The sequence below is a fragment of the Rhodovulum viride genome (assembly GCF_003265965.1).
GTDB lineage: Bacteria > Pseudomonadota > Alphaproteobacteria > Rhodobacterales > Rhodobacteraceae > Rhodovulum > Rhodovulum kholense.
In genome coordinates this window covers 62,400-85,994 of record NZ_MUAV01000019.1, presented here as the reverse complement: position 1 = coordinate 85,994, position 23,595 = coordinate 62,400, and the positions used below count along the sequence as shown (strand labels likewise).

Here is a 23,595-nt window from a genome sequence, read left to right as displayed (position 1 = left end):
AGACCAGCCGCCCGGCATGGGCGATGTCCTCGTCGGCCGTGGTCGGCGGACGGATGCCCGCATGCAGCCGGTCCCAAAGCCGGGGCTGCACGATCGCCTGGGTCATCGTCTCGGCCAGGCTGTCGGCATTCGAGACCTTGAAATGCAGCCCGTCGACGCCGTGGCGGACCTTTTCGGCCATGCCGCCGATATCCGAGGCGATGATCGGGCGGCCGTGGAAGAAGGATTCCTGGATCACCACGGGGGCGTTTTCCCACCAGGTCGAGGGAATGATCATCCAGTCCGCGTCGCGCATCAGGTCGGGCATCTCGTGGCTCTTGTAGGACCCGCGGAACCGCACCCGGCGCCCGGCCTGACGGAACAGATCCTTGACCGAGGCCTGGAAGTCCTCGGGCTGGTGTTCGAGATTGCCGCCATAGACGTTGAGGATGCTGTCGCCCCAGACGGGTTCGGGGATGCGGGTGACCGCGTCGATCAGCACCTTGATGCCCTTGAACGGGTTGAGCTGGCCGAAATAGGCGAACCGGTTGCGCCGCCCGCCCGGCGCCAGCGGGCGCAGCGGGGCAGGCGTTCCGGCATCGAGCCCGTTTTCGATCATCACCAGCTTGTCCTGCGGCAGGCCCCAGTCGGCAAAGCGCGACAGCAGGAAATGCGAGGGGCTGACGAAAGCGTCGACCTCGGCGAAGAAGCTCTTGATGAAAGCCTCGCGGCGCAGCAGGTTCGCGGCCCCGATCTCGGGGAAGCACATGCCGCAATCGGAGGGCGTCGCCTTCAGGCACAGCGCATGGGTCTTGGGCTTGATCATCTGGCCGTGATGGGCGCAGATCGGCAGGTATTCGTGCAGCGTGTAGACGATGGGCACGTCGCCCAGCGCCCGGCGGATCGACCGGATCGCCTGCACCCCGAAGCCCATCACATGGTGCATGTTGACGACGTCGGGCTTCAGCTCGGCGAGGAAGCGCTCGAAATGGGCCATAAGCCCGCCCACGTCCTTGGACCCCAGATGGAACCAGTCGAAATCGTTCGACCAGAACAGCGATTCATCGGGGGCGCGGTCCATCGCCATCAGCGGCGTGTCGCGATGCGGCATCACCGGGGCGCCGATGCCCGCCAGGTAATGCGAGGTCCAGCCGGGTTGCTGGCGCAGCCCGCGATGCAGGTTGTAGGAGGCCACCTGCGCGCCGCCGATCGAGAAATCGGGATGCGCATGCGAGATGATGAGGGCCTTCATGTGCGGTCTCCCTTGCTGTCGGCCTTCTGCCCGACGGGTGCCAGATGCGGGCCGCCCGCGCGGCGGCGCTGCAATGCGATCAGCGCGGCATCGACCCGGTCGACCAGCTCGCGCCGGGCCGGGTCGCCCTGGGGCGGGGCGGCGTCCAGCATCCAGAATTCGGCCGAGGGGTCGCACCAGGGCCGCGCGCCCGAGCGCGCCAGCCGCAGCGTCAGGTCCTGACCGATGAAGCGGTCGCCCCAAAGCCCGCCGCGGAACCCGCCCGCCTGATCGAGAGCGGCCCTTGCGATCAGCGCGATCTCGGCCGGGATCGCGGCGGCCGGGCGCGGCGCGCCATCGGCGATGCGGTGCCGCTCGAACCCGACCAGCGCGCAGACCGCGCCCCGGGGCGGCGTCGCAGCCTCGCTGCCGCCGAAATAGACCGACCCGTCCTCGTAGCAGAGCATCGGCGAGACGACGGCCGCGCCCGGAAGCCCTGCCGCGCCTCCGCGCAGCCGGTCGAGCCAGCCGGGCGATTTGGGCAGGACCGAGGTCTGCCAGACCAGGATCTCGGGTGCGTCCGAGGCCGCGGCTCCGGCGTCGAGCCGGCCCGCCAGCGTCTCGTGTTCGGGCACCAGCACCAGCGCCCCGGTCAGCCCGAAAAAGCGGAACTGATGGTCGAGTTCCTCGGCCAGCCGGGCCGCGCCTTCGCGTCCGGCGACCAGGATCAGGTCAAGCTCGGCCGCCTCGGGCTGGCCCGCGAGACAGGCCATGACCGGATGCAGATGCGCCAGATCGGTGACCGGCATGACGGCGGCGGTGGTGCGCCCGGCCGGGCCGCCTGCCAGCGGCTGCACGGTCAGACGGTTCGGTGCGCCGCGCCGGGGCAGGCTGGCGAGGAAGGGCGCGGCATGGTCCGAGATCAGGCTGCCCAGCGCCGGGTCGTGCGGTTGCAGCGCGCTCAGGACCGGATGGGCGGCGCCGGGGCCGTCGCAGGGGGTCAGCTCGACCGGCAGGAAGAGGCAGCCGTCATCCTTCATGACGAGTTCAACATAGGCCTGGGTGCCGTCCAGCTTTTCGGCCGGGGCCGAAACCGCGCAGACGAAGCCGTGCAGCCGTTCGCGCGGGTCGATCAGGCCCTGAAAGCGCGGATCGGGCGCGAAGGCGTCGTTCAGGTCGGGCCGATCGGTGCGGTGCCAGCGGTCATGCAGCGGCGCGTACAGATTGGCCGAGGTCTTCAGGATCACCCGCTCGACCCGGTCCAGCGGATCGAGCAGCCAGCCGGTGACGAAGATCCCGCCCGCGGGCGTGCGCAGGATGCGGTCGATGGCGGCGGTGGTCGGGCCGGGATGGTCGGCCAGCGTGTTCCGCCCGTCGAAGCGCGGCCGGACGATCCGCTTGAAGGGTTCGACCGAGGCGCCCGAGGCCGCCAGCCGGGGCAGCATCGCACGGACATGTTCGGTGGCGTCGGCACTTGCAATCGGCGCGGGTGCGTCGGGCACCAGATCGAGCCTGAGAAGCCCGCCCTCATGTTCGACGAACAGCACCTTGCAGCCGTCGAGCCGCCCGGCCCAGTCCTTGACGAAGATGCAGAAGCCCGCGGCCGGGGCGAGGATGTCGTCGCGCCGGAAGACGGCCGCGACCGCTTCGACGCCCGCGGCCGGACCCAGAAGGCTGAGCGATCCTGTCAGGCTGCTATGGGCCCAGCCCTGCAGGAAGAGCCCGCCGCATTCGGGGCGCACCACCAGTTCGACAAAGCCGTCGGCCTGCGAGGTTTCGCGCAGAAGATCGGTCTGGAACCGCTGCGCGGCCTCGCTGCCCGAGGCCTCGAAGGCCTCGTCGAGAAACTGCACCAGCTCGGCGACCGGCGCGCCGGTCTCGCGCAGATGCGCGGCCAGTGCCGCGGCCTCGGTCGCGACCGAGGCGGGGGTGCCGACCTCCGCGACCGGGGCGCCCGAGGCATCGGTCAGCGCGAAGGGGCCAAGGGTCGCGGCGCCGAGGATGGCCAGCCCGTGCCAGCGCCCGGCCGATTCCCAGAACCGCGCGGTCCAGGCGGGGGCCGCATCACCCTCGGGCCGCGCGTCCGCAGGGGCGGGGGCGTCGAGGTCCGAGAAACAGTGGATCGCGAGCGCGCCGCCCGGCAGCACGATTGGCCGGGGCTGCAGGAGCGCGAGCGGGGCGGCAGAGATGTCTTTCAGGGCGGTCATGCGGGCAGAACCTCGGTCAGCCGGGAATAGTGGTCGAGATGCCAGCGGGCGCTGTCCTCCAGCGTCGGCGGCGGGCGCAGGTTGGCCGAGAGCCGCGCCCAAAGCTCGGGATCTGCGGCCGCGGCCTCCATCCGGTCAGCGAGCGCCACCGGATCGGCGCGCGGCACATGCAGCCCGTCGATGCCGTCGCGCACCAGCTCTTTCAGCCCGCCCAGCGCGGTGCAGATCACCGGACGCCCGGCGCGCTGGGCCTCGAGCGCGACGAGCGGCGCGTTCTCGTACCAAAGCGACGGGATCACGACCCAGTCGGCCTCGGCCATCAGCCCGTGCACCTGATCGCGGTCATAGGGGCCCAGATGCCGGGCCAGTGGGGCTGCGGCGGCCAGTCCTTCGGCGAGTGCGGCCTCGGCCTCGGGGGCGGGGTGGTTCAGCCGCCCGTGCAGCGCCAGCCGCAGATCGGCACCCCGGCCTGCCAGATCGGCGGCGGTCTTCAGCAGGACACCGACGCCCTTGTGGGGCGCGAGATTGCCGAAATAGGCAAAGCGGTTGGGGCGCGGCCGGGCGGCGGCGGCGGGCGGTGCCAGCGGGGCGACCGCATTGGGCAGCACCGAGATCCGCTCGGCGGGCAGGCCCCAGGCGACGAAGCGGTCGCGCAGGTCGCGGCTGGGCGCCAGGATCGCGTCGATCTGATCGAGGATCGCCAGCAGCCGCGCCTTGCGCAGGGCATGCGCCCCGACCGCGATCTGCGGCAGGCACCGGCGGCAGGCATCGGCCGCGGGCCGGGTGCAGAGCCCGCCATCGCGGCGCAGCATCAACCCGTCGGCCGGGCAGATCGCCTGAAAGTCGTGCAGGGTCAGCACCAGCCGCGCGGCGGGACGCAGCCGCCGGATCAGCGGCACGATCTCGGCGCCGATCCGGTCGAGTCCGTGCAGATGCACGATGTCGGGTTCGACCGCCTCCAGCACCCGGGCGACGGCGCCGGCCCAGTCGGTGCCGTCCATCCGCCGCATAGAGAAGGCGTCATAGGCCCCGGTCCGCAGCAGAAGATCGCGGCCGATGCCGTGCAGGCTGCCGGGCCGGACCTCGGGATGGGTGAGCGAGGTCGAGGCGGCAAGGAACCGCGCCGAGATGCCCGGCCGGGCGTCGAGCGTGCGGCACAGGTCATGCGCGGCATGTTCGGTGCCGCCATCGGTGAAAGCGGGGTGGTCGTGGCAGATGACGAGGATCTTCACGGCTGCACCTCGGCGGACAGGATCAGGTCTTCGGCCAGGCGCACCGCCTCGGGACGCGGCGCGGGGGTGGCATGGGCGGTGGCGCAAAGCCCGGGATGCAGTGCGATCCGCGCGGTTTCGTCCTGCCGCAGCGCTGCCGCCAGAAACGCCATGTCGGCGCCGATGCCGGGCACGCGCAGCGGGCTGGCCAGCAGCCGGGCGCGGGCGGCGGCGTTCAGGCCGATACAGGCCTCGGGCAGCAGCCGCGCCGGGTCGGTCCCGGCGGTCAGCCCGTCGCGCAGCGTGCCATCGTGGTTCATCAGGATCGCGCCGCCAAGGGCCGGGCCGGGCCGGTCGAGATCGGCGACCCAGTCGGTCAGCCAGTCGGCACCTTCGGGCAGCGTGTCCTGTGCCAGCAGGATCGACACCGGCGCCGTCACGGCCGCCAGGATCGCGCGGACCCGCTCGGCCGGCAGCAGGTCGCGGCGCGGCAGATCGGCGATCTCGACCCCGATCCCGTGGACGGCATGCAGATCGGCCGCGATCCGGCGCAGCGCGGGCACCGCATCGGGGTCGCGGTGATGCAGGATCAGGCCGGTCTCGCGGGCATCGCCAAGGGTCGCGGCCAGCGCATGGGGATAGTCTAGCGAGCCGTCGAGCGCGACGATCAGCGCGCTGCGCAGGGGGCGTTCGGGCCGGGCGACCGGCAGCAGCTCGGCCGCGATCCGGGGCCGGGCGGGCAGCGCGTCGCCAAGGACCGAGGACAAGACCGGCGCCAGATCGGCGGCGGGCAGCGCCTCGAGAACCGGGGGCAGCGCCGCGGGCAGCGCGTCGATGCGCGCGGCCCCGGCGCGGGCGCGGTGGCCCGAGCGATAAAGCAGCGACAGCGCGGCCTCTTCGCCCGGCTCGAACCCGGCGATGCCGGGCAGGAAGCCCACCTGCAGCCGCCCCAGCCGGGGATGGTGCAGCGGACGGCCCAGCGGCAACTCGGCGGTGGCGTCGCCGCTGGCAAGCGCGATCCCGGTCAGAAGCCGCCGGGGATCGGACACCGCCATGATGTAGAACAGCCCATGTGGCGTCGCCATCAGCCGCTCGGCGCGGGCGGTGGGGCGGTCGGCCTCGGGGCAGGCGATTTCGGCCAGCAGCGCGGCGGCGCTGGCATCGCGTTCGGACAGCCGCGCCAGCCGGTCGCGCATCCGCTGGCGCAGCCGCGGCGCGCGCCGGGCGAGCCAGGGGCCGAGAGGGCGGCCGGGCTGGCGCCGGGCGGGCCCGGCCAGCCGGAGCGGCGCGTCCGACAGCGCGACCAGCGTGCTGTCGGCGGGCAGGCCCTGGGGCAGGAAGACATGCAGCAGCCGCCCCTTGCCCGAGGTCTCGACATCGATCTCGAAGCCTGACAGGCGGCGCACCCGCTGGCGGCTGACCACCACCAGATCGGTGAAGCCGTCCGCGGTCAGGCCGCGCGGCAGCAGATAGCTGGCAACGGCCGCGCTTTGCCCCACAGGGCACCAGGCGCGCAAGGGCAGGCTGGCGGGCGTCAGGCTTTCGAGCAGCTGGGCGATCACGTCGCGGAAGCCGTCGACCGAACCCTTGCCGAACAGCGACAGCCCGGTGGTCAGCAAAAGCCGCAGCAGCCGCCGGCCGCCATCGGGCGAGAGCCCGGCCATCAGCGCCAGCGGATCGACCAGCGGCGATTGCAGCGCCATCGGGTCGATCTCGGCCAGCGTCTCGCCGTCGCGCAGCACCCGCAGGCCGTCGCGGCAAAGCCGCCGCGCGGGCAGGCCCAGAAGCGTGACATGGCGCTGCCCGCCACCGGCACGGGCCAACTGGCTGGCGATCTGCGGCAGGCACAGCACGTCGTCGCCGCTGCGCGCCGAAATCGGACCCTGGCCCTGGCGGGCGTCGTCGGGCGCGTCTGCGGGACTGTCGAAGAACGCGGCCGCGACCGAATCCGACAACGGAACCACCTGCAGCCGGTGACGGCGGGCGGGCAGGCCGGGGCGGGGGGCGGGCTCGGCAAACTTGGGAAAGGGGGCGATGGCACTCATGGCTGGGGCGCTGGGTCCGGACGTGAGGGGGCAGGGGGGCGGGTCGTGGAAGGGGAAGGGGTGCGGACCGGCCCCAAGGGCCGGCCCGCCTCAGTCCGTTCAGACGACGGTAAAGAACTTCGACGGATCTGCCGCCACGTCGTCGTAGGAGACGCCGTAGAGCATCACGCTGTCGCCCTGGCCGAAGTCGATCAGGGTGTTGGCGCCGCCGATATCCATGGCGTAATCGGCCACGCTTGACGCGTCGGTCAGGGTGACGCCGCCCGGCAACGAGGCCGAGAACTGCACCAGGTCGCCCTCGGTGAAGTCCATCACCACGTCGCCGCCGCCGGAGAAGACGAACAGGTCGTCGCCCGCTCCGCCGATCAGCACGTCGTCGCCCAGGCCGCCGCTGAGCACGTCGTTCCCGGCTTCGCCGTTCAGGATGTCGTCTCCGTCGCCGCCGAGGATCGTATCGTCCCCGTCGCCGCCCTGCAGCAGATCGCCACCGGCGCCGCCATCGAGCAGGTCGTTGCCAGCGCCGCCGTAAAGCTGGTCGCCGCCGGTGCCGCCGAAGAGCTGGTCGTCGCCCGCCCCGCCGTCGAGGACGTCATCGCCCTCGCCGCCGTAAAGCTTGTCATCGCCAGCCTCGCCGTAGAGGTAGTCCGAGCCTTCGTCGCCATAGAGCGAGTCATTGCCGGTCCCGCCTTCGAGCAGGTCGTCGCCCTCGCCGCCGTAGAGCTTGTCGTTGCCGGCATCGCCGTGCAGCGCGTCGGCCCCTTCGCCGCCATAGAGCATGTCGTCGCCGGTGCCGCCGTAAAGCTGGTCGTCGCCGGAATCGCCGAACAGCATGTCGTTGCCGTCATTCCCGTGAAGGATGTCCGACCCCGACCCGCCCGAGACGACATCGTCGCCCGAACCGCCCATCAGCATGTCTTCGCCACTGCCGCCCGAGAGCTGGTCATTGCCCGAGCCCCCCATCAGCAGGTCGTTGCCCGACCCCCCGTCGAGTACGTCGTCACCGGCGCCCCCGTTCAGGAAATCGTTGCCTTCCTCACCGAATACGGTGTCGTTTCCGTCCCCGGAAAGGGCCGTATCGTCTCCTGCCCCCGCGGCGATCAGATCCGCGGCGGACGTTCCGTAGACAAAGTCATTGAACGCACCACCTGGAATTGTGGCCATAGGTCCCTCCTTGACGTTTGTGCGCGTGTTTAGACCAAGGCCGTGTTGCCGCAATGCAGCTTACCAAATCCTTAACGGCCCTCGGGTGGGGGCTGCGGGAGTCGGTCAAAATGTGGTAAAAAGTGGCCGCATTTGTTACTTGCTGGATGCAAGTCATTGACGACGCAGGGTTAAGGCGGTCACATTCCTTAATGCCCGCCGATGGGCAGAGCCATTGTGCAATTGCAGCAATTTTCGGGATCGGTGTGGCGGCCGTTCACCTTTTGCCCATTGTCGCGCCACAGAGCAGGCGAGATGTGCAACCGCTCTAAGACAACCTGCGGTAGGGGCCGATCCCGGCCCGTCCGGACCGCGCGGCGGGGCGCAGATTCTCTGTCCGCCGGACAGGCGGCCGTCGCGGTCCCGTGGCCGGGAGGGCTTTTGCCCCCCCGGCCACGGCCCCCGCTATAGCAGGAAGTCGGCCTCTGTCAGCAGGTGCAGCCCGTCGAGACGGATTTCCAGATCGACCCGTCCGTTGCCGCTGATATCCCCGAGGATCACCGTCGTTCCGGGCAGCGAGGTTGTGTCGACCCGCAACTCGCCCGCCGTGCCGCTGAAGGCCGCCGCCCCGACGAAGACGAAGTCCTGGTCTCCCGCCAGACCGCTATTGGCGTCTATGCCCGAGAGGTCGATCAGGTCCTCGCCGCTCTGGAAGTCGGAGATCACGTCGACCGACGCGCCCCGGCTGTGGCTTGCATTGTTGAAATCGAACACGTCCGCTCCGGCCATCCCGGTCAGCAGGTCGGCGCCCGCGCCGCCCTCGATCAGATCGGCCCCGGCCGAGCCGGTGATGGTGTCATTGCCGCTCTTGCCGTCGATACGGGTCACGCCGCTCAGGGCGATGGCGGAGAAGTCCATGACATCGGCGCCGTTCAGCCCGACCAGCGTGAAGCCGACATGGCCCCCGGACGAGATCGTCTCGATGTCGGTCAGCGTCGAGCCGGTGACCGTCATCGCCACCGAATTCGCGATCGCCAGGATCGTGTCCTGTCCGCTGCCGCCCCGGTAGATGTCGGTTCCCGCGCCGTCCGCCACCTGGAAGATGTCGTCGCCCGCGCGCCCCTCGAGAATGTCGTTGCCCTTGCCGCCGATGATGGTATCGGCCCCGGCCGTTCCCAGGATGGTGTCGCTGCCCGACCCGCCGTCGATGATGCCGATGCCGATCAGGGTGCTGGCCGAAAGGTCGATGAGGTTGCCGGCGGCCGAGCCCAGCAGCCGAACGCCTGTATGGCCGTCGGCATCGACGATCTCGACGCCGGTCAGCCCGGCAAGCCCAATGGTGACATTGTCCGCCAGGGCAAGGATGCGGTCTGCCGTCCCGCTGCCGCCGTCGATCATGTCATAGCCGTTCGACCCGGCGGCATAGAGGAAGGTGTCGTCGCCCGCCTCGCCGTTCAGCACATCGTCCCAGGCGCCGCCGGTCAGCGTGTCGTTGCCGCTGCCGCCGTCGATCAGGTCGTTGCCCGAGCCGCCGTCGATGAGGTCGTTGCCCGCGCCGCCCGAGAGGGTGTCATTCGCGCCGCCGCCAGAGATATCGTCATTGCCGTCGCCGCCGAAGATCGTATCGGCTCCGGCGTTCCCCGACAGGGTGCAGCCGAGGGCGGCGATGCTGGCATCGATCAGATCGCTGCCGCCGGTGCCGATGACGGTGAAGAGATCCTGTTTGAGGTCGCAGGAGATCGAGGACCCGTCGCTCAGCGTGGCCGTGCTGAGATCGGCCGCGAGGTCGAACGAGGCCGCAGTCGCGGTGCGGCCCGTTTCGTCGGCCTCGGAGTAGTCGAGGATCAGGTGATCGGTGCCTCCGGTCCTGGCGATCTGGGCCGAGGCGATGCCGATCCGGATGGTATCGTCGCCGTCGGCCAGCGTAATTTTGGCGAATTCGATGCCTCTGATCCTGCCGCTTTGCCCAATGCTGAGATAGTCGCCATAGCTGTAATAGGGGGCGTATATGGTGAGGCGGTCGTATCCGGCGCCACCGTCTATGTCATCTTGCCCCAGCATGGTCAGGATATAGTCATCGCCGTCGCCGCCATCGAGCAGCGGGCTGCCTTCGCCCCCGATCAGCGTATCGTTCCCCGCCCCGCCGTGAAGCTCGCCGTCGCTATCGCCCGAGTCGAGATAGTCGTCGCCGTCGTCGCCCCAGAGTTCCGAGGCCGAGTAGAGATAACCGTAGATGCTGTCATTCCCGGCGCCGCCATGCATGATGTCGTAGTCGGAATAGCCGGTGATTTCGTCGTCTCCATCTCCGCCGTAAAGGACCGAGTGCTCGTACCCGCCCCAGATCTTGTCGTTTCCGGCACCGCCATCGACCACGCCTCCATCGACATCTCCGAGGAATATGGAATCGTTGCCCGAAGAGCCGATGACTTCGACCTGGCGAAAGCCGTAAATCGTGGTATCCGCGACGCTGCCGTCATCCAGCGCTACGGAAATCTCGCCGTCGCTGAAGTTGATCGACGTGGCGCTGCGGCCGGTCATATCGGTTCCGGAATAATCGACATGGACCATGCCCTGGCCGTCCATTTCGCCAAGCGCGAACCCTGCATGGACGTCGCGATCCATCCCAGAGAGGTACAGATCGACCCGCTCGAAGCCGCTCCAGGTCACGCCGGTTCCGGCGCCGGTGGTCAGGTCGATGCTCTGGGCGCCGGACGTGCCGAGATTGAGGATCAGCGTATCGGTTCCCGCGCCGCCGGTGACCACATCACCGGTTCCGGCCCAGACTTCGTCATCGCCAGCCCCGCCGTCGATCAGGTCGGCGCCATCGCCGCCCCAAAGATAGTCGTTGCCCGCCCCGCCCAGCAGAGTGTCGTTGTCATCTCCGCCGGAAAGAAAGTCGTCGCCGGACCCGCCGATCACCATCATCCTTTCGACATTGTCGATGTCGAGATGGACGGAATTGTAGGTCGCGGACCAGCATCCTGCCGTGAAGGAGCCGCTCAGGCTGAAGCCGAGTGCCGAGGCGTCGAGAATGACGGTGTCGATGCCCCCCAGTGCATCGAAGCTCTGGTTGCTGCCGGACGGAACGATGGTTTCGGTATCGCCCCCATTGGTGAACATCGCAAGACCCCCATGTCATTGAAATTCGGAAATTAAAGGAATGTGCCCATTAAAAGACGCGCTCCCCCGGGGCATCGGGCCGAGGCAGGGCGATGGGTAGACGGACGACTCGTTAAAACAATGCAATCTTGATTAATCTTAATTAGGCGCTCCCGGGCATTGCGAGTCAACCTGCAATAAAGCGGAAACGGATTTGGAATCCGGGACTTTCGGGCGTTAATGAATGTAAGCGGAACCGGCGCCGGGGGCGGCGGTGAAAATTCCTCGTCAGGTCAGGACGATGGCCGGGGCCGCGTGGTCGCCGGAGCAGGCTGCGCGGCCGACAGGGCGGTGGGCGACGGGCGATCTGACGCAGGCGGAACGGGTGCGGATGGGGCGGGCGCGTCAGGCACCGAAGGGGGTGGCGTAGACAAGCCGCGCCAACGGCGGGCTTCCGGTCGGTGCGGGCTCGTAGAGCGCGGTCACGTCCAGCGGATAGGGCGAGACGAGGTTCGCGGCCCGGCCCACGGAAAAGCCGAAGCGCGTGTAATAGTCCGGGTCGCCCAGCACCACCACCGGCCCCTCGACCACGTCGAGCGCGGCATGGATCAGCCGTCCGCCAAGGCCCAGGCCCTGCGATCCCGGCGCCACCGCGACCGGGGCGAGCGCGTACCAGCCCCTGGGCTCGACCATGTGAACCAAGGCCAGATAGGCGCGGATCTCTTCCTTGTCATTGGCCAGCACCCATTCCCGGGCCATGGCCTTGCCCAGGCGCAACGCCTCGACCAGCCTCGCCTCGTCGGGACGGGCGAAGGCGGCTTCGATAAGCCGGGCGATGGGGCCGTAATCGGACGCGGTGGCGGGGCGAATGGTCATGGGGGCGAACCTAGCAAATTCCGGCCCGGCGGACAGCGCCCGGGCGCCCGCGCATCTTGACGCAGGCGGCACAGAACTGTCGCGGGGCGGAGGCCAAAACGAAGAAAGGGGCCGCACATGGCAGCCCCTTTCCGGTGACCTGATAGGGCCGGTCGGCTTACATCATGCCGCCCATGCCGCCCATGTCGGGCATGCCGCCGCCGGCGGGCGCACCCTTCGGTTCGGGCTTGTCAGCAACCATCGCCTCGGTGGTGATCAGCAGGCCGGCGATCGAGGCCGCATCTTCCAGAGCGGTCCGGGTCACCTTGGCCGGGTCGATCACGCCGAACTTGAACATGTCGCCATATTCTTCGGTCTGGGCGTTGAAGCCGAAGTGCTTGTCGTCGCTTTCGCGGATCTTGCCCGCGACCACGGCGCCATCGACACCGGCGTTCTCGGCGATCTGACGCAGCGGCGCTTCGAGGGCCTTGCGCACGATGGCGATACCGGCGTGCTGATCCTCGTTGGTGCCTTCGAGATCGTCCAGCGCCTTGGCGGCCTGCACCAGGGCGACGCCGCCGCCGACCACGATGCCTTCCTGCACGGCCGCACGGGTCGCGTTCAGGGCGTCATCGACGCGGTCCTTGCGCTCTTTCACTTCGATTTCGGTCATGCCGCCGACGCGGATGACGGCAACGCCGCCGGCCAGTTTCGCGACACGTTCCTGAAGCTTCTCGCGGTCGTAGTCGGACGAGGTTTCCTCGATCTGCTGACGGATCTGGGCCACACGGGCTTCGATCTCGGCCTTGTCGCCATGGCCGTCGATGATCGTGGTGTCGTCTTTCTTGATCAGGATCTTCTTGGCCTGACCCAGCATGTCGAGCGTGACGTTTTCAAGCTTCATGCCCAGGTCTTCCGAGATCACCTGGCCGCCGGTCAGGATCGCGATGTCCTGCAGCATGGCCTTGCGGCGGTCGCCGAAGCCCGGAGCTTTCACGGCCGCGATTTTCAGGCCGCCGCGCAGCTTGTTGACGACGAGGGTCGCCAGCGCTTCGCCTTCGACGTCTTCGGCCACGATCAGCAGGGGTTTCTGCGACTGGATCACGGCCTCGAGCAGGGGCACCATCGGCTGCAGCGACGAGAGTTTCTTTTCGTGCAGCAGGATGAAGCAGTCCTCGAGTTCCGCGGTCATCTTGTCGGCGTTGGTCACGAAGTAGGGCGAGAGGTAGCCGCGGTCGAACTGCATGCCTTCGACGACTTCGACTTCGGTGTCCATGCCCTTGTTTTCTTCGACGGTGATGACGCCGTCATTGCCGACTTTCTGCATCGCGTCGGCGATGAAGCGGCCGATATTGGCTTCGCCGTTGGCCGAGATGGTGCCGACCTGGGCGACTTCGTCGGAATCGTTGACCGGACGCGAGGCGGCCTTGATCGCTTCGACGACCTTGGCGGTGGCCATGTCTATGCCGCGCTTCAGGTCCATCGGGTTCATGCCGGCGGCAACCGATTTCATGCCTTCGCGCACGATCGCCTGGGCCAGAACGGTGGCGGTGGTGGTGCCGTCGCCGGCCTCGTCATTGGTGCGCGAGGCGACTTCCTTCACCATTTGCGCGCCCATGTTCTCGAACTTGTCTTCCAGTTCGATTTCCTTGGCGACGGTGACGCCGTCCTTGGTGATCCGGGGCGCCCCGAAGGATTTGTCGATCACCACGTTGCGGCCTTTGGGGCCCAGGGTGACTTTGACCGCATCGGCGAGGATGTTCACGCCTTTCAGCATGCGGTTGCGGGCATCGGTATCGAACTTGACGTCCTTGGCAGCCATGTCGCTTGCTCCTGACTATCTGTTGGTTTCTAGGGGCGATCCACTCAGGCGATGATGCCGAGGATGTCGCTTTCCTTCATGATCAGCAGTTCTTCGCCGTCGATCGTGACTTCGGTGCCCGACCATTTGCCGAAGAGGATGCGGTCGCCAGCCTTGACGCCCATCTCGATCAGCTCGCCCGAATCCTTGCGGGCGCCTTCGCCACAGGCGATCACTTCGCCTTCGGCCGGTTTTTCCTTGGCGCTGTCGGGGATGATCAGGCCGCCCTTGGTCTTCTCATCGCTTTCGACGCGGCGAACGAGAACCCGGTCGTGCAAAGGTTTGAATGCCATGTTCGAACGCTCCTTGGTTCTGGGTGCCGAGGTTTTGTCACTCGCACCCGGTGAGTGCTAACGAAGCCGGAGATAGGAAAGCCGCGACAGGCTGTCAAGCGCCGCGATATCGAAAAATCGGCCTCTGCGGGGCAGTCCGGCCGGGTGGCCGGGCGGGGCGCCGGGGCGGTCCCGGAAATGCCGCGGCGCACAAAGAGCGTGCATGCGCCGGGTGACAAGCGGCACGGCCCCTTCTATAAGGGCGCCGACTTCAGGCACCTGCAAATTGGGCGTATCACATGACGATCAAGGTTCTCGGCCACAAGGCCCCCGACACCGATTCCACCGGCTCGCCGCTGATCTGGGCCTGGTACCTTTCCGAGATCAAGGGCAAGCCCGCCGAGGCCAGGCTTCTGGGCGAACCCAATACCGAAGCCAAGTTCGTCCTGACCCGCTGGGGCTTCGAGCAGCCCGAGATCATTGCCGATGTCGCCCCGGGCGAGAATGTCGTCGTGGTTGACACCAACAACGTCGCCGAGCTGCCCTCGAAGATCAACGAGGCGAATGTGATCGCGATCATCGACCACCACCTGCTGCAGGGCGGGCTGAAGACGCGCAGCCCCATCGAGATCACCGTGCGCCCGGTCGCCTGCACCGCCACCATCATGTACGACCTGATGGGCGAGGACGCGGCGAAGATGCCCGACAACATCAAGGGCGCGATGCTGTCCTGCATCCTCAGCGACACGCTGGAATTCCGTTCGCCCACCACCACGCCGGTCGACAAGGCCGTGGCCGAAAAGCTGGCCGCCGAGCTGGGCGTTTCGATTCCCGACTATGCCGCCGAGATGTTCGCGGCCAAATCCGATGTCTCGGCCTTCTCGGATGCCGAACTGCTGCGGATGGATTCGAAGGAATACGAGATCGCCGGCAAGAAATTCCGCGTCTCGGTGCTGGAAACCACCTCGCCCAAGACCGTGCTCGACCGCAAGGACAGCCTGATGCAGGCGATGACCGGCGTGGCCGAAGAGGATGGCGCCGATCAGGTGCTGCTGTTCGTGGTCGACATCCTCAAGCAGGAAGCGACGCTTCTGGTGCCGAACGATCTGGTCAAGGCGGTGGCCGAGAAGAGCTTTGCCGCCAAGGTCTCGGGCGATACCGTGGTGCTGCCGGGCATCGTCAGCCGCAAGAAGCAGATCATCCCGAACCTTCAGCTCTAAGCCCCGACACGACCCCCGGGGGCGCCGCATCCGGCGCCCCTTTTTGCAAGGATGCCCGCCCATGACTCCGATCATCGAGAGCCTCGACGAGGTCTCGTCCCGCTACAAGGCCTTGTTCGTCGATCTCTGGGGCTGCGTGCATAACGGGCGCGAGCCCTTTCCCGACGCCGTGGCCGCGCTGCAGCGCTATCGCAGCAAGGGCGGCAAGGTGGTGCTGATCACCAATGCGCCGCGCCACCGCAAGGCGGTCGAGGGGCAGCTGGAGGAGATCGGCGTCGCCCGCGACAGCTGGGACACCATCGCCACCTCTGGCGACAGCGCCCGCGCCGCGATGTTCCGAGGCATCGTCGGCAAGCGGGTCTATTTCATCGGCATCGATTTCGACCTGACCTTTTTCGACCCGATCCGCATCGTCCGCGATCCCGTCGAGATCGAGCGGGTCCCGCTGGAAGAGGCAGAGGGCATCGTCTGCACCGGCCCGTTCGATTCGCATGCCGACCCTGACGAGCTGCGCCCGCAACTGCTTTACGCCAAGCAGAAGGGGCTCAAGCTGCTCTGCGCCAACCCGGATGTGGTGGTCGACCGGGGCGAGACCCGCGAATGGTGTGCGGGCGCCATCGCCGAGCTTTACACCAGGATGGGCGGCGAGAGCCTTTATTTCGGCAAGCCCCAACCGCCGATCTACGATCTGGCCCGGCAGCGGCTGGCGGAATTCGCCGATGTGGCGGATGCCGACATCCTCTGCATCGGCGACGGCATCCGCACCGACATCGCGGGGGCCATCGGCGAGGATCTCGATTCGCTCTTCATATCTGGCGGGCTCGCCGCGGCCGAAACCGCGACCCGGCACCAGCCGGATCCCGAGCGGCTCGAGGCCTTCCTGAAACAGCACATGGCCAGTCCGACCTACGCCATCGGCTTCCTGCGCTGACCCAGCGGCACGTCTGTCCTGCCCTTGCGCCCCGGCCCCGTCCGGGGCGCAAGTCTTTGCAACCCCTTCCATTTCCCTTGCCTTGCCGCGCGTTCCGGCCCAGCATTGACGGTGTGGGCGGCCCGGTTCGGGCGGACGGAGGCGAAATCGACGACGCAAGAAAGTTGCGACCGGACAACGAAACGTAACGAAAAATTACTCTCCCGCATTGCAGCATGGGCGCGGCTTCGCTATGCTGCAGCGCAACATGATCCACCGGGGGCTGGGAATGCTCGACAACATGCCACGCGGAACGATTTGCATCGAGGATATCGAGATCGGCATGTGCCGCCATCTGCGCAAGCAGGTGACCGACCGCGACATCGAACTGTTCGCCGAGGTCTCGACCGACTGCAATCCGGTGCATCTGGATGACGATTACGCCATGGAGACGATCTTCGAAGGCCGGATCGCCCATGGCATGCTGACCGCCAGCCTGATCTCGGCGGTGATCGGCGAACAGCTTCCGGGCCATGGCACGATCTATCTGGGCCAGAGCCTGAAATTCCTCGCCCCCGTGCGTCCCGGCGACATGGTGCTGGCCGAGGTCGAGGTCACCGGCATCGACCATTCGCGGCGCCGCGTGACCATGGATTGCCGCTGTATCGTCGACGGAAAGCCGGTTTTGAAGGGCGAGGCCGTGGTGCTGGCACCCAGCAAGAAATTCGATTGACGCGGCCCGGCCCCCGGTGCAATCGGGGGCCATGCAGACCTTTGCCTCCTGGACCGGTAACGCGACGGGCGACCGCGGCGCCGCGGCTGCCATCGGCAATTTCGACGGCGTTCACCTTGGCCACCGGGTGGTGATCGAGGCCGCGCGGACCGAGGCCGCGCGCCGCGGCGCGCCGCTGGGCATCCTGACCTTCGAGCCGCATCCGCGCGAATTCTTCGCGCCCGAGGCGCCGCCCTTCCGGCTGATGAATGCCGAGGCCCGTGCCAACCGTCTGGCCAAGCTTGGGGTCGATCACCTTTACGAACTGCCCTTCGATGCGCCGCTGGCCGGGCTCTCGCCCGAGGCTTTCGCGCGGCAGGTCATCGTCGACGGTCTGGGGCTGTCGCATGTCGTCGTCGGCGAGGATTTCTGCTTCGGCAAGGGCCGCGCCGGAACCGTCGGGGATCTGGCACGGTTCGGCGCCGAGATGGGCTTTGGCATCACCGCCGTGCCGCTCTTGTCGAACCATGTGGGCGAGGTTTCTTCGACCTCGATCCGCCATGCCCTGACCGAGGGCCGCCCGCGCGATGCCGCCGCGATGCTGGGCCACTGGCACCGGATCGAGGGCGAGGTGCTGCATGGCGACGCGCGCGGCCGCGATCTGGGCTTTCCGACCGCCAACATGTCGATCCAGGGGCTGCACCGGCCGCGGTTCGGGGTCTATGCGGTCAGGGTCGACGTGCTGTCGGGGCCGCATCAGGGCACCTATGACGGCGCCGCCTCGATCGGTATCCGCCCGATGTTCGGCGAGAACGTCCCGAATTGCGAAAGCTACCTGTTCGATTTCGAAGGCGATCTTTACGGCACCCATCTGTCCGTCGCCCTGGTCGAATTCCTGCGCGACGAGGCGAAGTTCGACGGGCTCGAGGCGCTGGTCGCGCAGATCGATGCCGATTGCGGGCAGGCCCGGGCGATCCTGACCGGCGACCTGCCGCTTCCCTTCGCGCGGGACTGAGACGGTGGCGCGCCTCACCCGCAAGCCCGCCCCCGACACGCTGCGCCCGAAGTTCTGGGACCGGGTGGCGCTGAAGGACATGACCCCCGCCGAATGGGAGGCGCTGTGCGACGGCTGCGGCAAGTGCTGTCTGAACAAGCTCGAGGATGCCGATACCGGCGAGGTCGTCTTTACCCGCATCGCCTGTCGGCTGCTGGATGACAGCACCTGCCGCTGCGCCAATTACCCGATCCGCAAGAGCATCGTGCCCGAATGCGTGGTGCTGTCGCCGAAGACGCTGGGCGAGGTCGCCTACTGGATGCCCTTGAGCTGCGCCTATCGGCGGCTCTGGGAGGGCCGCGGGCTGGCCGACTGGCATCCGCTGGTCTCGGGCGATCCCGAAAGCGTGCACGAAGCCGGGATGTCGGTTCGGGGCTGGACCATTCCCGAATTCGATGTTCCGCTTGAGGACTGGGAAGATCACGTCATCGAAGAGGAGCTGTGACAGCCATGCATTTTGCCTCGGACAACACCTCGCCCGTGCCGCCGCAGATCCTGGACGCGCTGATTGCCGCCAATCACGGCTATGCCATGCCCTATGGCGCCGATGCGATCATGGCCGAGGTCCGCACGGCGATCCGCGAGACCTTCGAGGCGCCCGAGGCCGAGGTCTATCTGGTCGCGACCGGAACCGCCGCCAATGCGCTGTCGCTGGCTCTGCTCTGCCCGCCCTGGGCCACGGTCTTCTGCCACCGCAACGCGCATATCGAGGAAGACGAATGCGGCGCGCCGGAATTCTACACCGGCGGCGCCAAGCTGACGCTGGTCGAGGGGGCAGACGCCAAGCTGACCCCCGAGGCGCTGCGCGAGGCCATCGGCTTCGCCGCCCGGGGCGGTGTGCACAATGTCCAGCGCGGCGCGGTCTCGATCACCAACGCGACCGAACATGGCACGGTCTATTCCGCCGCCGAGGTGTCGGCGCTGTCGGCGGTCGCCGCCGATTACGATCTGCCGGTCCATATGGACGGGGCGCGCTTTGCCAATGCGCTGGTCGCGACCGGCGCCACGCCCGCCGAGATGACCTGGAAGGCCGGGATCGACGTGCTGTCCTTCGGCGGCACCAAGAACGGCTGCATGGGGGTCGAGGCGGTGGTGCTGTTCGATCCGGCCCATGCCTGGGAGTTCGAACTGCGCCGCAAACGGGGCGGGCATCTCTTCTCGAAGCACCGCTATCTGTCGGCGCAGATGGCCGCCTATCTGAAGGACGGGCTCTGGTTGAAGCTCGCGGCGCGGGCCAACGACGCGGCGGCGCGGCTGTCGCAGGGGCTTGCCGCGCTCGACCGGGCCGAGCTTCTGCATCCGACCGAGGCCAATGCCGTCTTTGCCGCCTTCCCGCGCGAGGCGCATCGCCGCGCCCAGGCGGCCGGGGCGCAGTATTACCTCTGGCCGATGGACCAGTCGCTGGAAGGCCCCGGCGACGTGCCCCTTTCGGCGCGGATGGTCTGTTCCTGGTGCACGACCGACGAAGAGGTCGACGCGCTTCTGGCCATCGTCCGGGGCGACTGAGCCGCGCGCCCCGGTCCTTGGCCGGGTCCGGATCTAGAGCTTGCCGGACAGGTGTAGGTCGAGATCGTCAAGACGGTCCTGCCCCCAGAACCTCTCGTCGCCGTCGGTGATGTAGAAGGGCGACCCGAAGACGCCCCGCGCCGTCGCCTCTTCCAGATTGGCGGCATAGGTTTCGGCCCCCGCCAGCAGCCCCCGGTCGGCCAGCGCCGGGTCGAAGCCCGCGGCGCCCAAACAGTCGCGGATGACCGCATCCTCGGCCAGATCGCGTTCTTCGGCCCAGCAGGCGCGGGTCAGGCTGTGCACGAGCCCGCCCAAATCGCCGCCGCCCGCGGCCTGCGCGGCGATGATCGCATAGGCGGCGGGCGCCGGGTTGGTCGGAAAATGCGCCGGGGTCAGGGTCAGCGGCAGCCCGGCCTTGGCGGCCTGCCGGCGCAGTTCCTGCAACCTGTAGGCTTTGCGCGCCTCGGACCGCTGGGGCAGGGGCGTGCCGCCGGTGCGGGCGAAAAGCGCAATCAGATCAAGGGGCTTGTAGGTGATGGTCGCGCCGTGATGGGCCGCGATCCGTTCCAGGCGCCCGCCGGCCAGATACGCGTAAGGCGAGATCACCGTGAAGAAATAGTCGATATGGGCCATCCTGACGCCCCCTCCCTCTCAAGGTTTTCAAGACCGTACCTCGGTGCTAAGCGCTGTCAACGTATCGTTACACGCGCGAATCGGCCGCCGCCGGAGACATCCCCATGCACAATATCCACGAACCGAAACTGATTTCGGGCAACGCCAACCGTCCGCTTGCCGCCGCCATCGCCCGGCGGATGTCGATGCATCGGGGCATCAATGTCGATCTTGTCGACGCCCGGGTCGAACGGTTCAACGATCAGGAGATCTTTGTCGAGGTCTACGAGAACGTCCGCGGCGAGGACATGTTCGTGATCCAGCCGACCTCGAACCCGGCGAATGACAACCTGATGGAGCTGATGATCATGGCCGATGCGCTGCGCCGGTCCTCGGCCGCGCGGATCACTGCCGTGATCCCCTATTTCGGCTATGCCCGTCAGGACCGTCGCACCAAGGCCCGCACGCCGATCAGCGCCAAGCTGGTCGCGAACCTGCTCACCGAATCCGGCATCGAGCGGGTGCTGACGATGGATCTGCACGCTGCCCAGATCCAGGGCTTCTTCGACATCCCGGTCGACAACCTTTACGCCTCGCCGATCTTCGCGCTGGACATCGCGCATGAATTCAACGGGCTCGCCCCCCAGACCACCGTGGTTTCGCCCGATGTGGGCGGCGTGACCCGCGCCCGCGAACTGGCGCAGCGGATCGGGTCGGGGCTGGCCATCGTCGACAAGCGCCGGGTGCGCCCGGGCGAAGTGGCCGAGATGACCGTGATCGGTGATGTCGAGGGCCAGATCTGCTTCATCGTCGACGACATCTGCGACACCGCCGGGACGCTGTGCAAGGCTGCTGACAAGCTGATCGAGGCCGGAGCCAAGGAGGTGCATGCCTATATCACCCATGGCGTGCTGTCCGGTCCCGCGGTCGAACGCATCCGCAATTCGCAGCTGAAATCGGTGGTCGTGACGGATTCGATCCAGCCGACCGATGCCGTCCTCGCGACGCCCAATATCCGCATCGTGCCGACCGCGCCGCTGTTCGCTCAGGCGATCATGAACATCTGGCAGGGCACCAGCGTGTCCTCGCTCTTCGAACACGAGACGCTCGCCCCGATCTACGAGGGGCTCTACGCGCCGCGCCGCGTCTGACCCGCAGGGCCATGAGGGCCAAGGCACCCCGGCGGCTGGCGGCGGACGATCCGGCGCTGGCCGGGGTGCTGGACCTCATCCGCCGGAGCTTTGCCTCTATGGACGGGCGCATCGACCCGCCCAGCTCGATGCACCGGCTGCGTCTGGCCGATATCGCCGGGCACTGCGCATCGGGCGAGGTCTGGGCCATCGGCGCGCCGCCTTTCGCCTGCGTCTTCCTCACGCCCCGGCCCGACCGGCTGTATCTTGGCAAGCTTGCCGTCGACCCGGCGCGGCGTGGCGAGGGCCATGGCCGGGCGCTGGTCGATCTGGCCGAGACGCGGGCCAGGGCGCTGGGCCTGCCGTGTCTGGAATTGCAGACCCGGGTCGAACTGACCGAAAACCACCGCATCTTCGGCGCGCTCGGGTTCCGGCCGGCCGGCACCAGCGCGCATCCGGGGTATGACCGCCCGACCTCGATCACGATGGAACGGGCCATCCCCTGACGCCCGCCGCCGGGACGGCCGGGCCTTCAGGCCCGGTCGGCGAAATCTTCGGGGGCATCGGCCGGGGCGATCGAGCTGTCGGGCGGCGTCTCTTCCGGGGACGGGCGAGGCGCCGGATCGGTGGCGCGGCGATGGGCCGTGCGCGACAGCAGCGCGGTGTCGAGTTCGCCGTTCAGCTCGCGGGCGCGGCGCAGATAGCCCTCGTTTCTTTCGGCGGGCACGCCGGGTTTCCACAGATCGGCCAGTTCCCTCACCATCCGCCGGTCGAAGTCGTAATAGGCGCTTTCGCGCTCGCGTGCCTCGGTGGTGCTGAGCCCCATCGCCTCCAGCGAATAACGCGCCACGCGCAGCGAACTGTCGAAGAGTTCGCGCACGATCTTGTCGGCCCCGGCCCGGTACAGCTCGTAGGCATGCGCCCGGTCGCGGGCGCGCGCGATGATCGTCAGATCGGGCCGCACCCGCCGGGCGAAGATCACTACCCGCGTCGTCGCTGCCGGATCGTCCAGCGCCACCACGAAGACCTGCGCCGTCCCCAGCCCGGCGGCCATCAGCGTCTCGGGGCGGGTCGGGTTGCCGAAAAAGCCCTTGATGCCGAACTTGCGCATCAGGTTGATGGTGGCCAGGTCGTCGTCGAGCATGGTCGCGCGAAAGCCCGACATCTGCAGCATGCGCTGGACCACCTGCCCGAACCGGCCGATCCCGGCGATCAGGATCGGGTTGCGTTCGTCGATTTCGTCCGGGGCATGGTCGGGGCCGATCCCGGCCACCGAAAGCCGCCGCGACACCATCTCGTAGACGAAGAAGAATAGCGGCGTCATCAGCATTGTCAGCGCGATCACCAGCAAAAGCGTCTGGGTCAGGCGTTCGGACAGCACGTCCTGCTGGACGGCGAGCCCGAGGATCACGAAGCCGAATTCGCCGGCCTGGGCCAGACCGAGGGTGAAGAGCCAGCGGTCCCGTCCCTTCAGCCGGAAAAGCCGGCCCAGGGCGGCCAGCACCAGCCCCTTGATGACCATCACGCCCAGCGCCAGCGCAAAGATCCCCAGCGGGTCGGCCAGCAGCACCTGAAAGTCGATGCCCGCGCCCACGGTGATGAAGAACAGCCCCAGCAGCAGACCCTTGAAGGGCTCGATATTGCCTTCAAGATCGTGGCGGAATTCGGAATCGGCCAGCACCACGCCCGCCAGGAAGGTGCCAAGCGCGGGCGAGAGGCCGACCATGCCCATCAGGACCGCGATGCCGATCACCAGCAACAGCGCGAGCGCCGTGTACATCTCGCGCAGATGCGCCATGCTGACGAAGCGAAAGACCGGCCGGATCAGGTAATGCCCGGCCAGGATCACCACCGCGACCGCGCCCAGCGTCACCAGCGCCACCCCCCAGCCCGGCAGCCCGGCGACCAGCGACAGGTGCTCGGCGCCATGGGGCGGCTGGGCGGCCTCCAGGGCCGGGCGCACCACCGACCCGTCGGGGGCGATCCGGGCCTTGGGCGCGGCCACCAGCAGCGGCAGCGCGACCAGCATCGGGATCACCGCGATGTCCTGGGCCAGCAGCACCGAAAAGCTCGCCCGCCCGCCATTGGTCGGCATCAGCCCCTTTTCGCTCAGGGTCTGCAGCACGATGGCGGTCGAGGACAGCGCAAAGACCAGCCCCACCGCCAGCGCCTGTTCCCAGCCGAGCCCCAGCGCCGGGATGGCCGCCGCCATGATCGCCAGCGTTGTCAGCGTCACTTGCAGCCCGCCAAGCCCGACCAGCCGTGTGCGCATCCGCCAAAGCACCTTCGGTTCCAGCTCGAGCCCGATCAGGAACAGCATCAGCACCACGCCGAATTCGGCGACATGGCGGATATCCTCGACCTCGGCCCCGACCAGCCCCAGCGCCGGGCCGATGGCAATGCCGGCCGCGAGATAGCCGAGAACCGAGCCCAGCCCCAGCCGCGCGGCCAGCGGGACGGCGATCACCGCTGCGGCGAGACAGATCAGGGCGGGAAGCAGGAAGGCATCCATATCTGGGGGAATCCGGGTGTCAGAAAAGCGATTTCATCA

The 23,595-nt window shown here is 68.0% G+C and carries 19 protein-coding genes; 8 read left to right on the top strand and 11 right to left on the bottom strand.

Going from position 1 to position 23,595, the window contains the following annotated elements:
• The 9 genes from BYZ73_RS15430 to BYZ73_RS15390 form a co-directional block, all read right to left on the bottom strand.
• Window positions 1-1,231 (bottom strand): glycosyltransferase family 4 protein (locus tag BYZ73_RS15430; RefSeq protein WP_112316624.1); only part of this gene is annotated, 1,231 nt, incomplete at its 3' end.
• Complete coding sequence (locus tag BYZ73_RS15425; RefSeq protein WP_112316623.1) at window positions 1,228-3,417, bottom strand: hypothetical protein; 2,190 nt, start codon at window positions 3,415-3,417, stop codon at window positions 1,228-1,230. The genes BYZ73_RS15425 and BYZ73_RS15430, both read right to left, overlap by 4 nt.
• Window positions 3,414-4,649 (bottom strand): glycosyltransferase, encoded by a 1,236-nt coding sequence (locus BYZ73_RS15420; protein WP_112316622.1) that lies wholly within the window; start codon window positions 4,647-4,649, stop codon window positions 3,414-3,416. The genes BYZ73_RS15425 and BYZ73_RS15420 overlap by 4 nt, the downstream gene beginning before the upstream one ends.
• Complete coding sequence (locus tag BYZ73_RS15415; protein WP_112316621.1) at window positions 4,646-6,673, bottom strand: hypothetical protein; 2,028 nt, start codon at window positions 6,671-6,673, stop codon at window positions 4,646-4,648. The genes BYZ73_RS15420 and BYZ73_RS15415 overlap by 4 nt, the downstream gene beginning before the upstream one ends.
• Window positions 6,674-6,772: 99 nt before the next feature.
• On the bottom strand, window positions 6,773-7,834 hold the full coding sequence (locus BYZ73_RS15410) for a calcium-binding protein (protein ID WP_112316628.1): 1,062 nt from the start codon (window positions 7,832-7,834) through the stop codon (window positions 6,773-6,775).
• 444 nt (window positions 7,835-8,278) lie between these two features.
• Window positions 8,279-10,933, bottom strand: a complete 2,655-nt coding sequence (locus BYZ73_RS15405; protein WP_112316620.1) for a calcium-binding protein — start codon at window positions 10,931-10,933, stop codon at window positions 8,279-8,281.
• 384 nt (window positions 10,934-11,317) lie between these two features.
• Window positions 11,318-11,788, bottom strand: a complete 471-nt coding sequence (locus tag BYZ73_RS15400; RefSeq protein WP_112316619.1) for a GNAT family N-acetyltransferase — start codon at window positions 11,786-11,788, stop codon at window positions 11,318-11,320.
• Window positions 11,789-11,945: 157 nt separating this feature from the next.
• Entirely contained in the window at window positions 11,946-13,589 is a 1,644-nt protein-coding gene (gene groL, locus BYZ73_RS15395) for a chaperonin GroEL (protein ID WP_108028510.1), read from the bottom strand.
• A 44-nt stretch (window positions 13,590-13,633) separates the two neighbouring features.
• Window positions 13,634-13,921 (bottom strand): co-chaperone GroES, encoded by a 288-nt coding sequence (locus tag BYZ73_RS15390; protein WP_075787017.1) that lies wholly within the window; start codon window positions 13,919-13,921, stop codon window positions 13,634-13,636.
• Window positions 13,922-14,199: 278 nt separating this feature from the next.
• On the opposite strand from BYZ73_RS15390, the gene BYZ73_RS15385 reads away from it, so the two are divergent.
• The 6 genes from BYZ73_RS15385 (at window position 14,200) to BYZ73_RS15360 (ending at window position 19,302) form a co-directional block, all read left to right on the top strand.
• The gene (locus tag BYZ73_RS15385; RefSeq protein ID WP_112316618.1) at window positions 14,200-15,120 is read left to right on the top strand and encodes a manganese-dependent inorganic pyrophosphatase; all 921 of its coding nucleotides are present in this window, start codon (window positions 14,200-14,202) and stop codon (window positions 15,118-15,120) included.
• 61 nt (window positions 15,121-15,181) lie between these two features.
• Complete coding sequence (locus BYZ73_RS15380; RefSeq protein ID WP_108028508.1) at window positions 15,182-16,051, top strand: TIGR01459 family HAD-type hydrolase; 870 nt, start codon at window positions 15,182-15,184, stop codon at window positions 16,049-16,051.
• Window positions 16,052-16,319: 268 nt separating this feature from the next.
• On the top strand, window positions 16,320-16,763 hold the full coding sequence (locus tag BYZ73_RS15375; RefSeq protein WP_075787675.1) for a MaoC family dehydratase: 444 nt from the start codon (window positions 16,320-16,322) through the stop codon (window positions 16,761-16,763).
• Between the two features lie 31 nt (window positions 16,764-16,794).
• Entirely contained in the window at window positions 16,795-17,757 is a 963-nt protein-coding gene (locus BYZ73_RS15370) for a bifunctional riboflavin kinase/FAD synthetase (RefSeq protein WP_112316627.1), read from the top strand.
• A 4-nt stretch (window positions 17,758-17,761) separates the two neighbouring features.
• Window positions 17,762-18,241 (top strand): YcgN family cysteine cluster protein, encoded by a 480-nt coding sequence (locus BYZ73_RS15365; protein ID WP_281269488.1) that lies wholly within the window; start codon window positions 17,762-17,764, stop codon window positions 18,239-18,241.
• Between the two features lie 5 nt (window positions 18,242-18,246).
• The gene (locus tag BYZ73_RS15360; protein ID WP_112316617.1) at window positions 18,247-19,302 is read left to right on the top strand and encodes a threonine aldolase family protein; all 1,056 of its coding nucleotides are present in this window, start codon (window positions 18,247-18,249) and stop codon (window positions 19,300-19,302) included.
• Window positions 19,303-19,335: 33 nt separating this feature from the next.
• Here BYZ73_RS15360 and BYZ73_RS15355 read toward each other — a convergent pair whose 3' ends face one another.
• Entirely contained in the window at window positions 19,336-19,935 is a 600-nt protein-coding gene (locus BYZ73_RS15355) for a 2-hydroxychromene-2-carboxylate isomerase (protein WP_112316616.1), read from the bottom strand.
• 104 nt (window positions 19,936-20,039) lie between these two features.
• Here BYZ73_RS15355 and BYZ73_RS15350 point away from each other — a divergent pair, with 104 nt between their 5' ends.
• Both BYZ73_RS15350 and BYZ73_RS15345 read left to right on the top strand, forming a co-directional pair.
• A complete protein-coding gene (locus BYZ73_RS15350; protein WP_108028505.1) occupies window positions 20,040-21,065 on the top strand; it encodes a ribose-phosphate pyrophosphokinase in 1,026 nt (341 codons plus the stop codon).
• Between the two features lie 11 nt (window positions 21,066-21,076).
• Window positions 21,077-21,550, top strand: coding sequence for a GNAT family N-acetyltransferase (locus BYZ73_RS15345; protein ID WP_112316615.1), 474 nt, complete (start codon window positions 21,077-21,079; stop codon window positions 21,548-21,550).
• A gap of 26 nt (window positions 21,551-21,576) precedes the next feature.
• On the opposite strand, the gene BYZ73_RS15340 is transcribed toward BYZ73_RS15345, so the two are convergent.
• Window positions 21,577-23,556: a cation:proton antiporter domain-containing protein gene (locus BYZ73_RS15340; protein ID WP_112316614.1), complete on the bottom strand. Its 1,980-nt coding sequence runs from the start codon at window positions 23,554-23,556 to the stop codon at window positions 21,577-21,579.
• Window positions 23,557-23,595 lie beyond the last annotated feature (39 nt).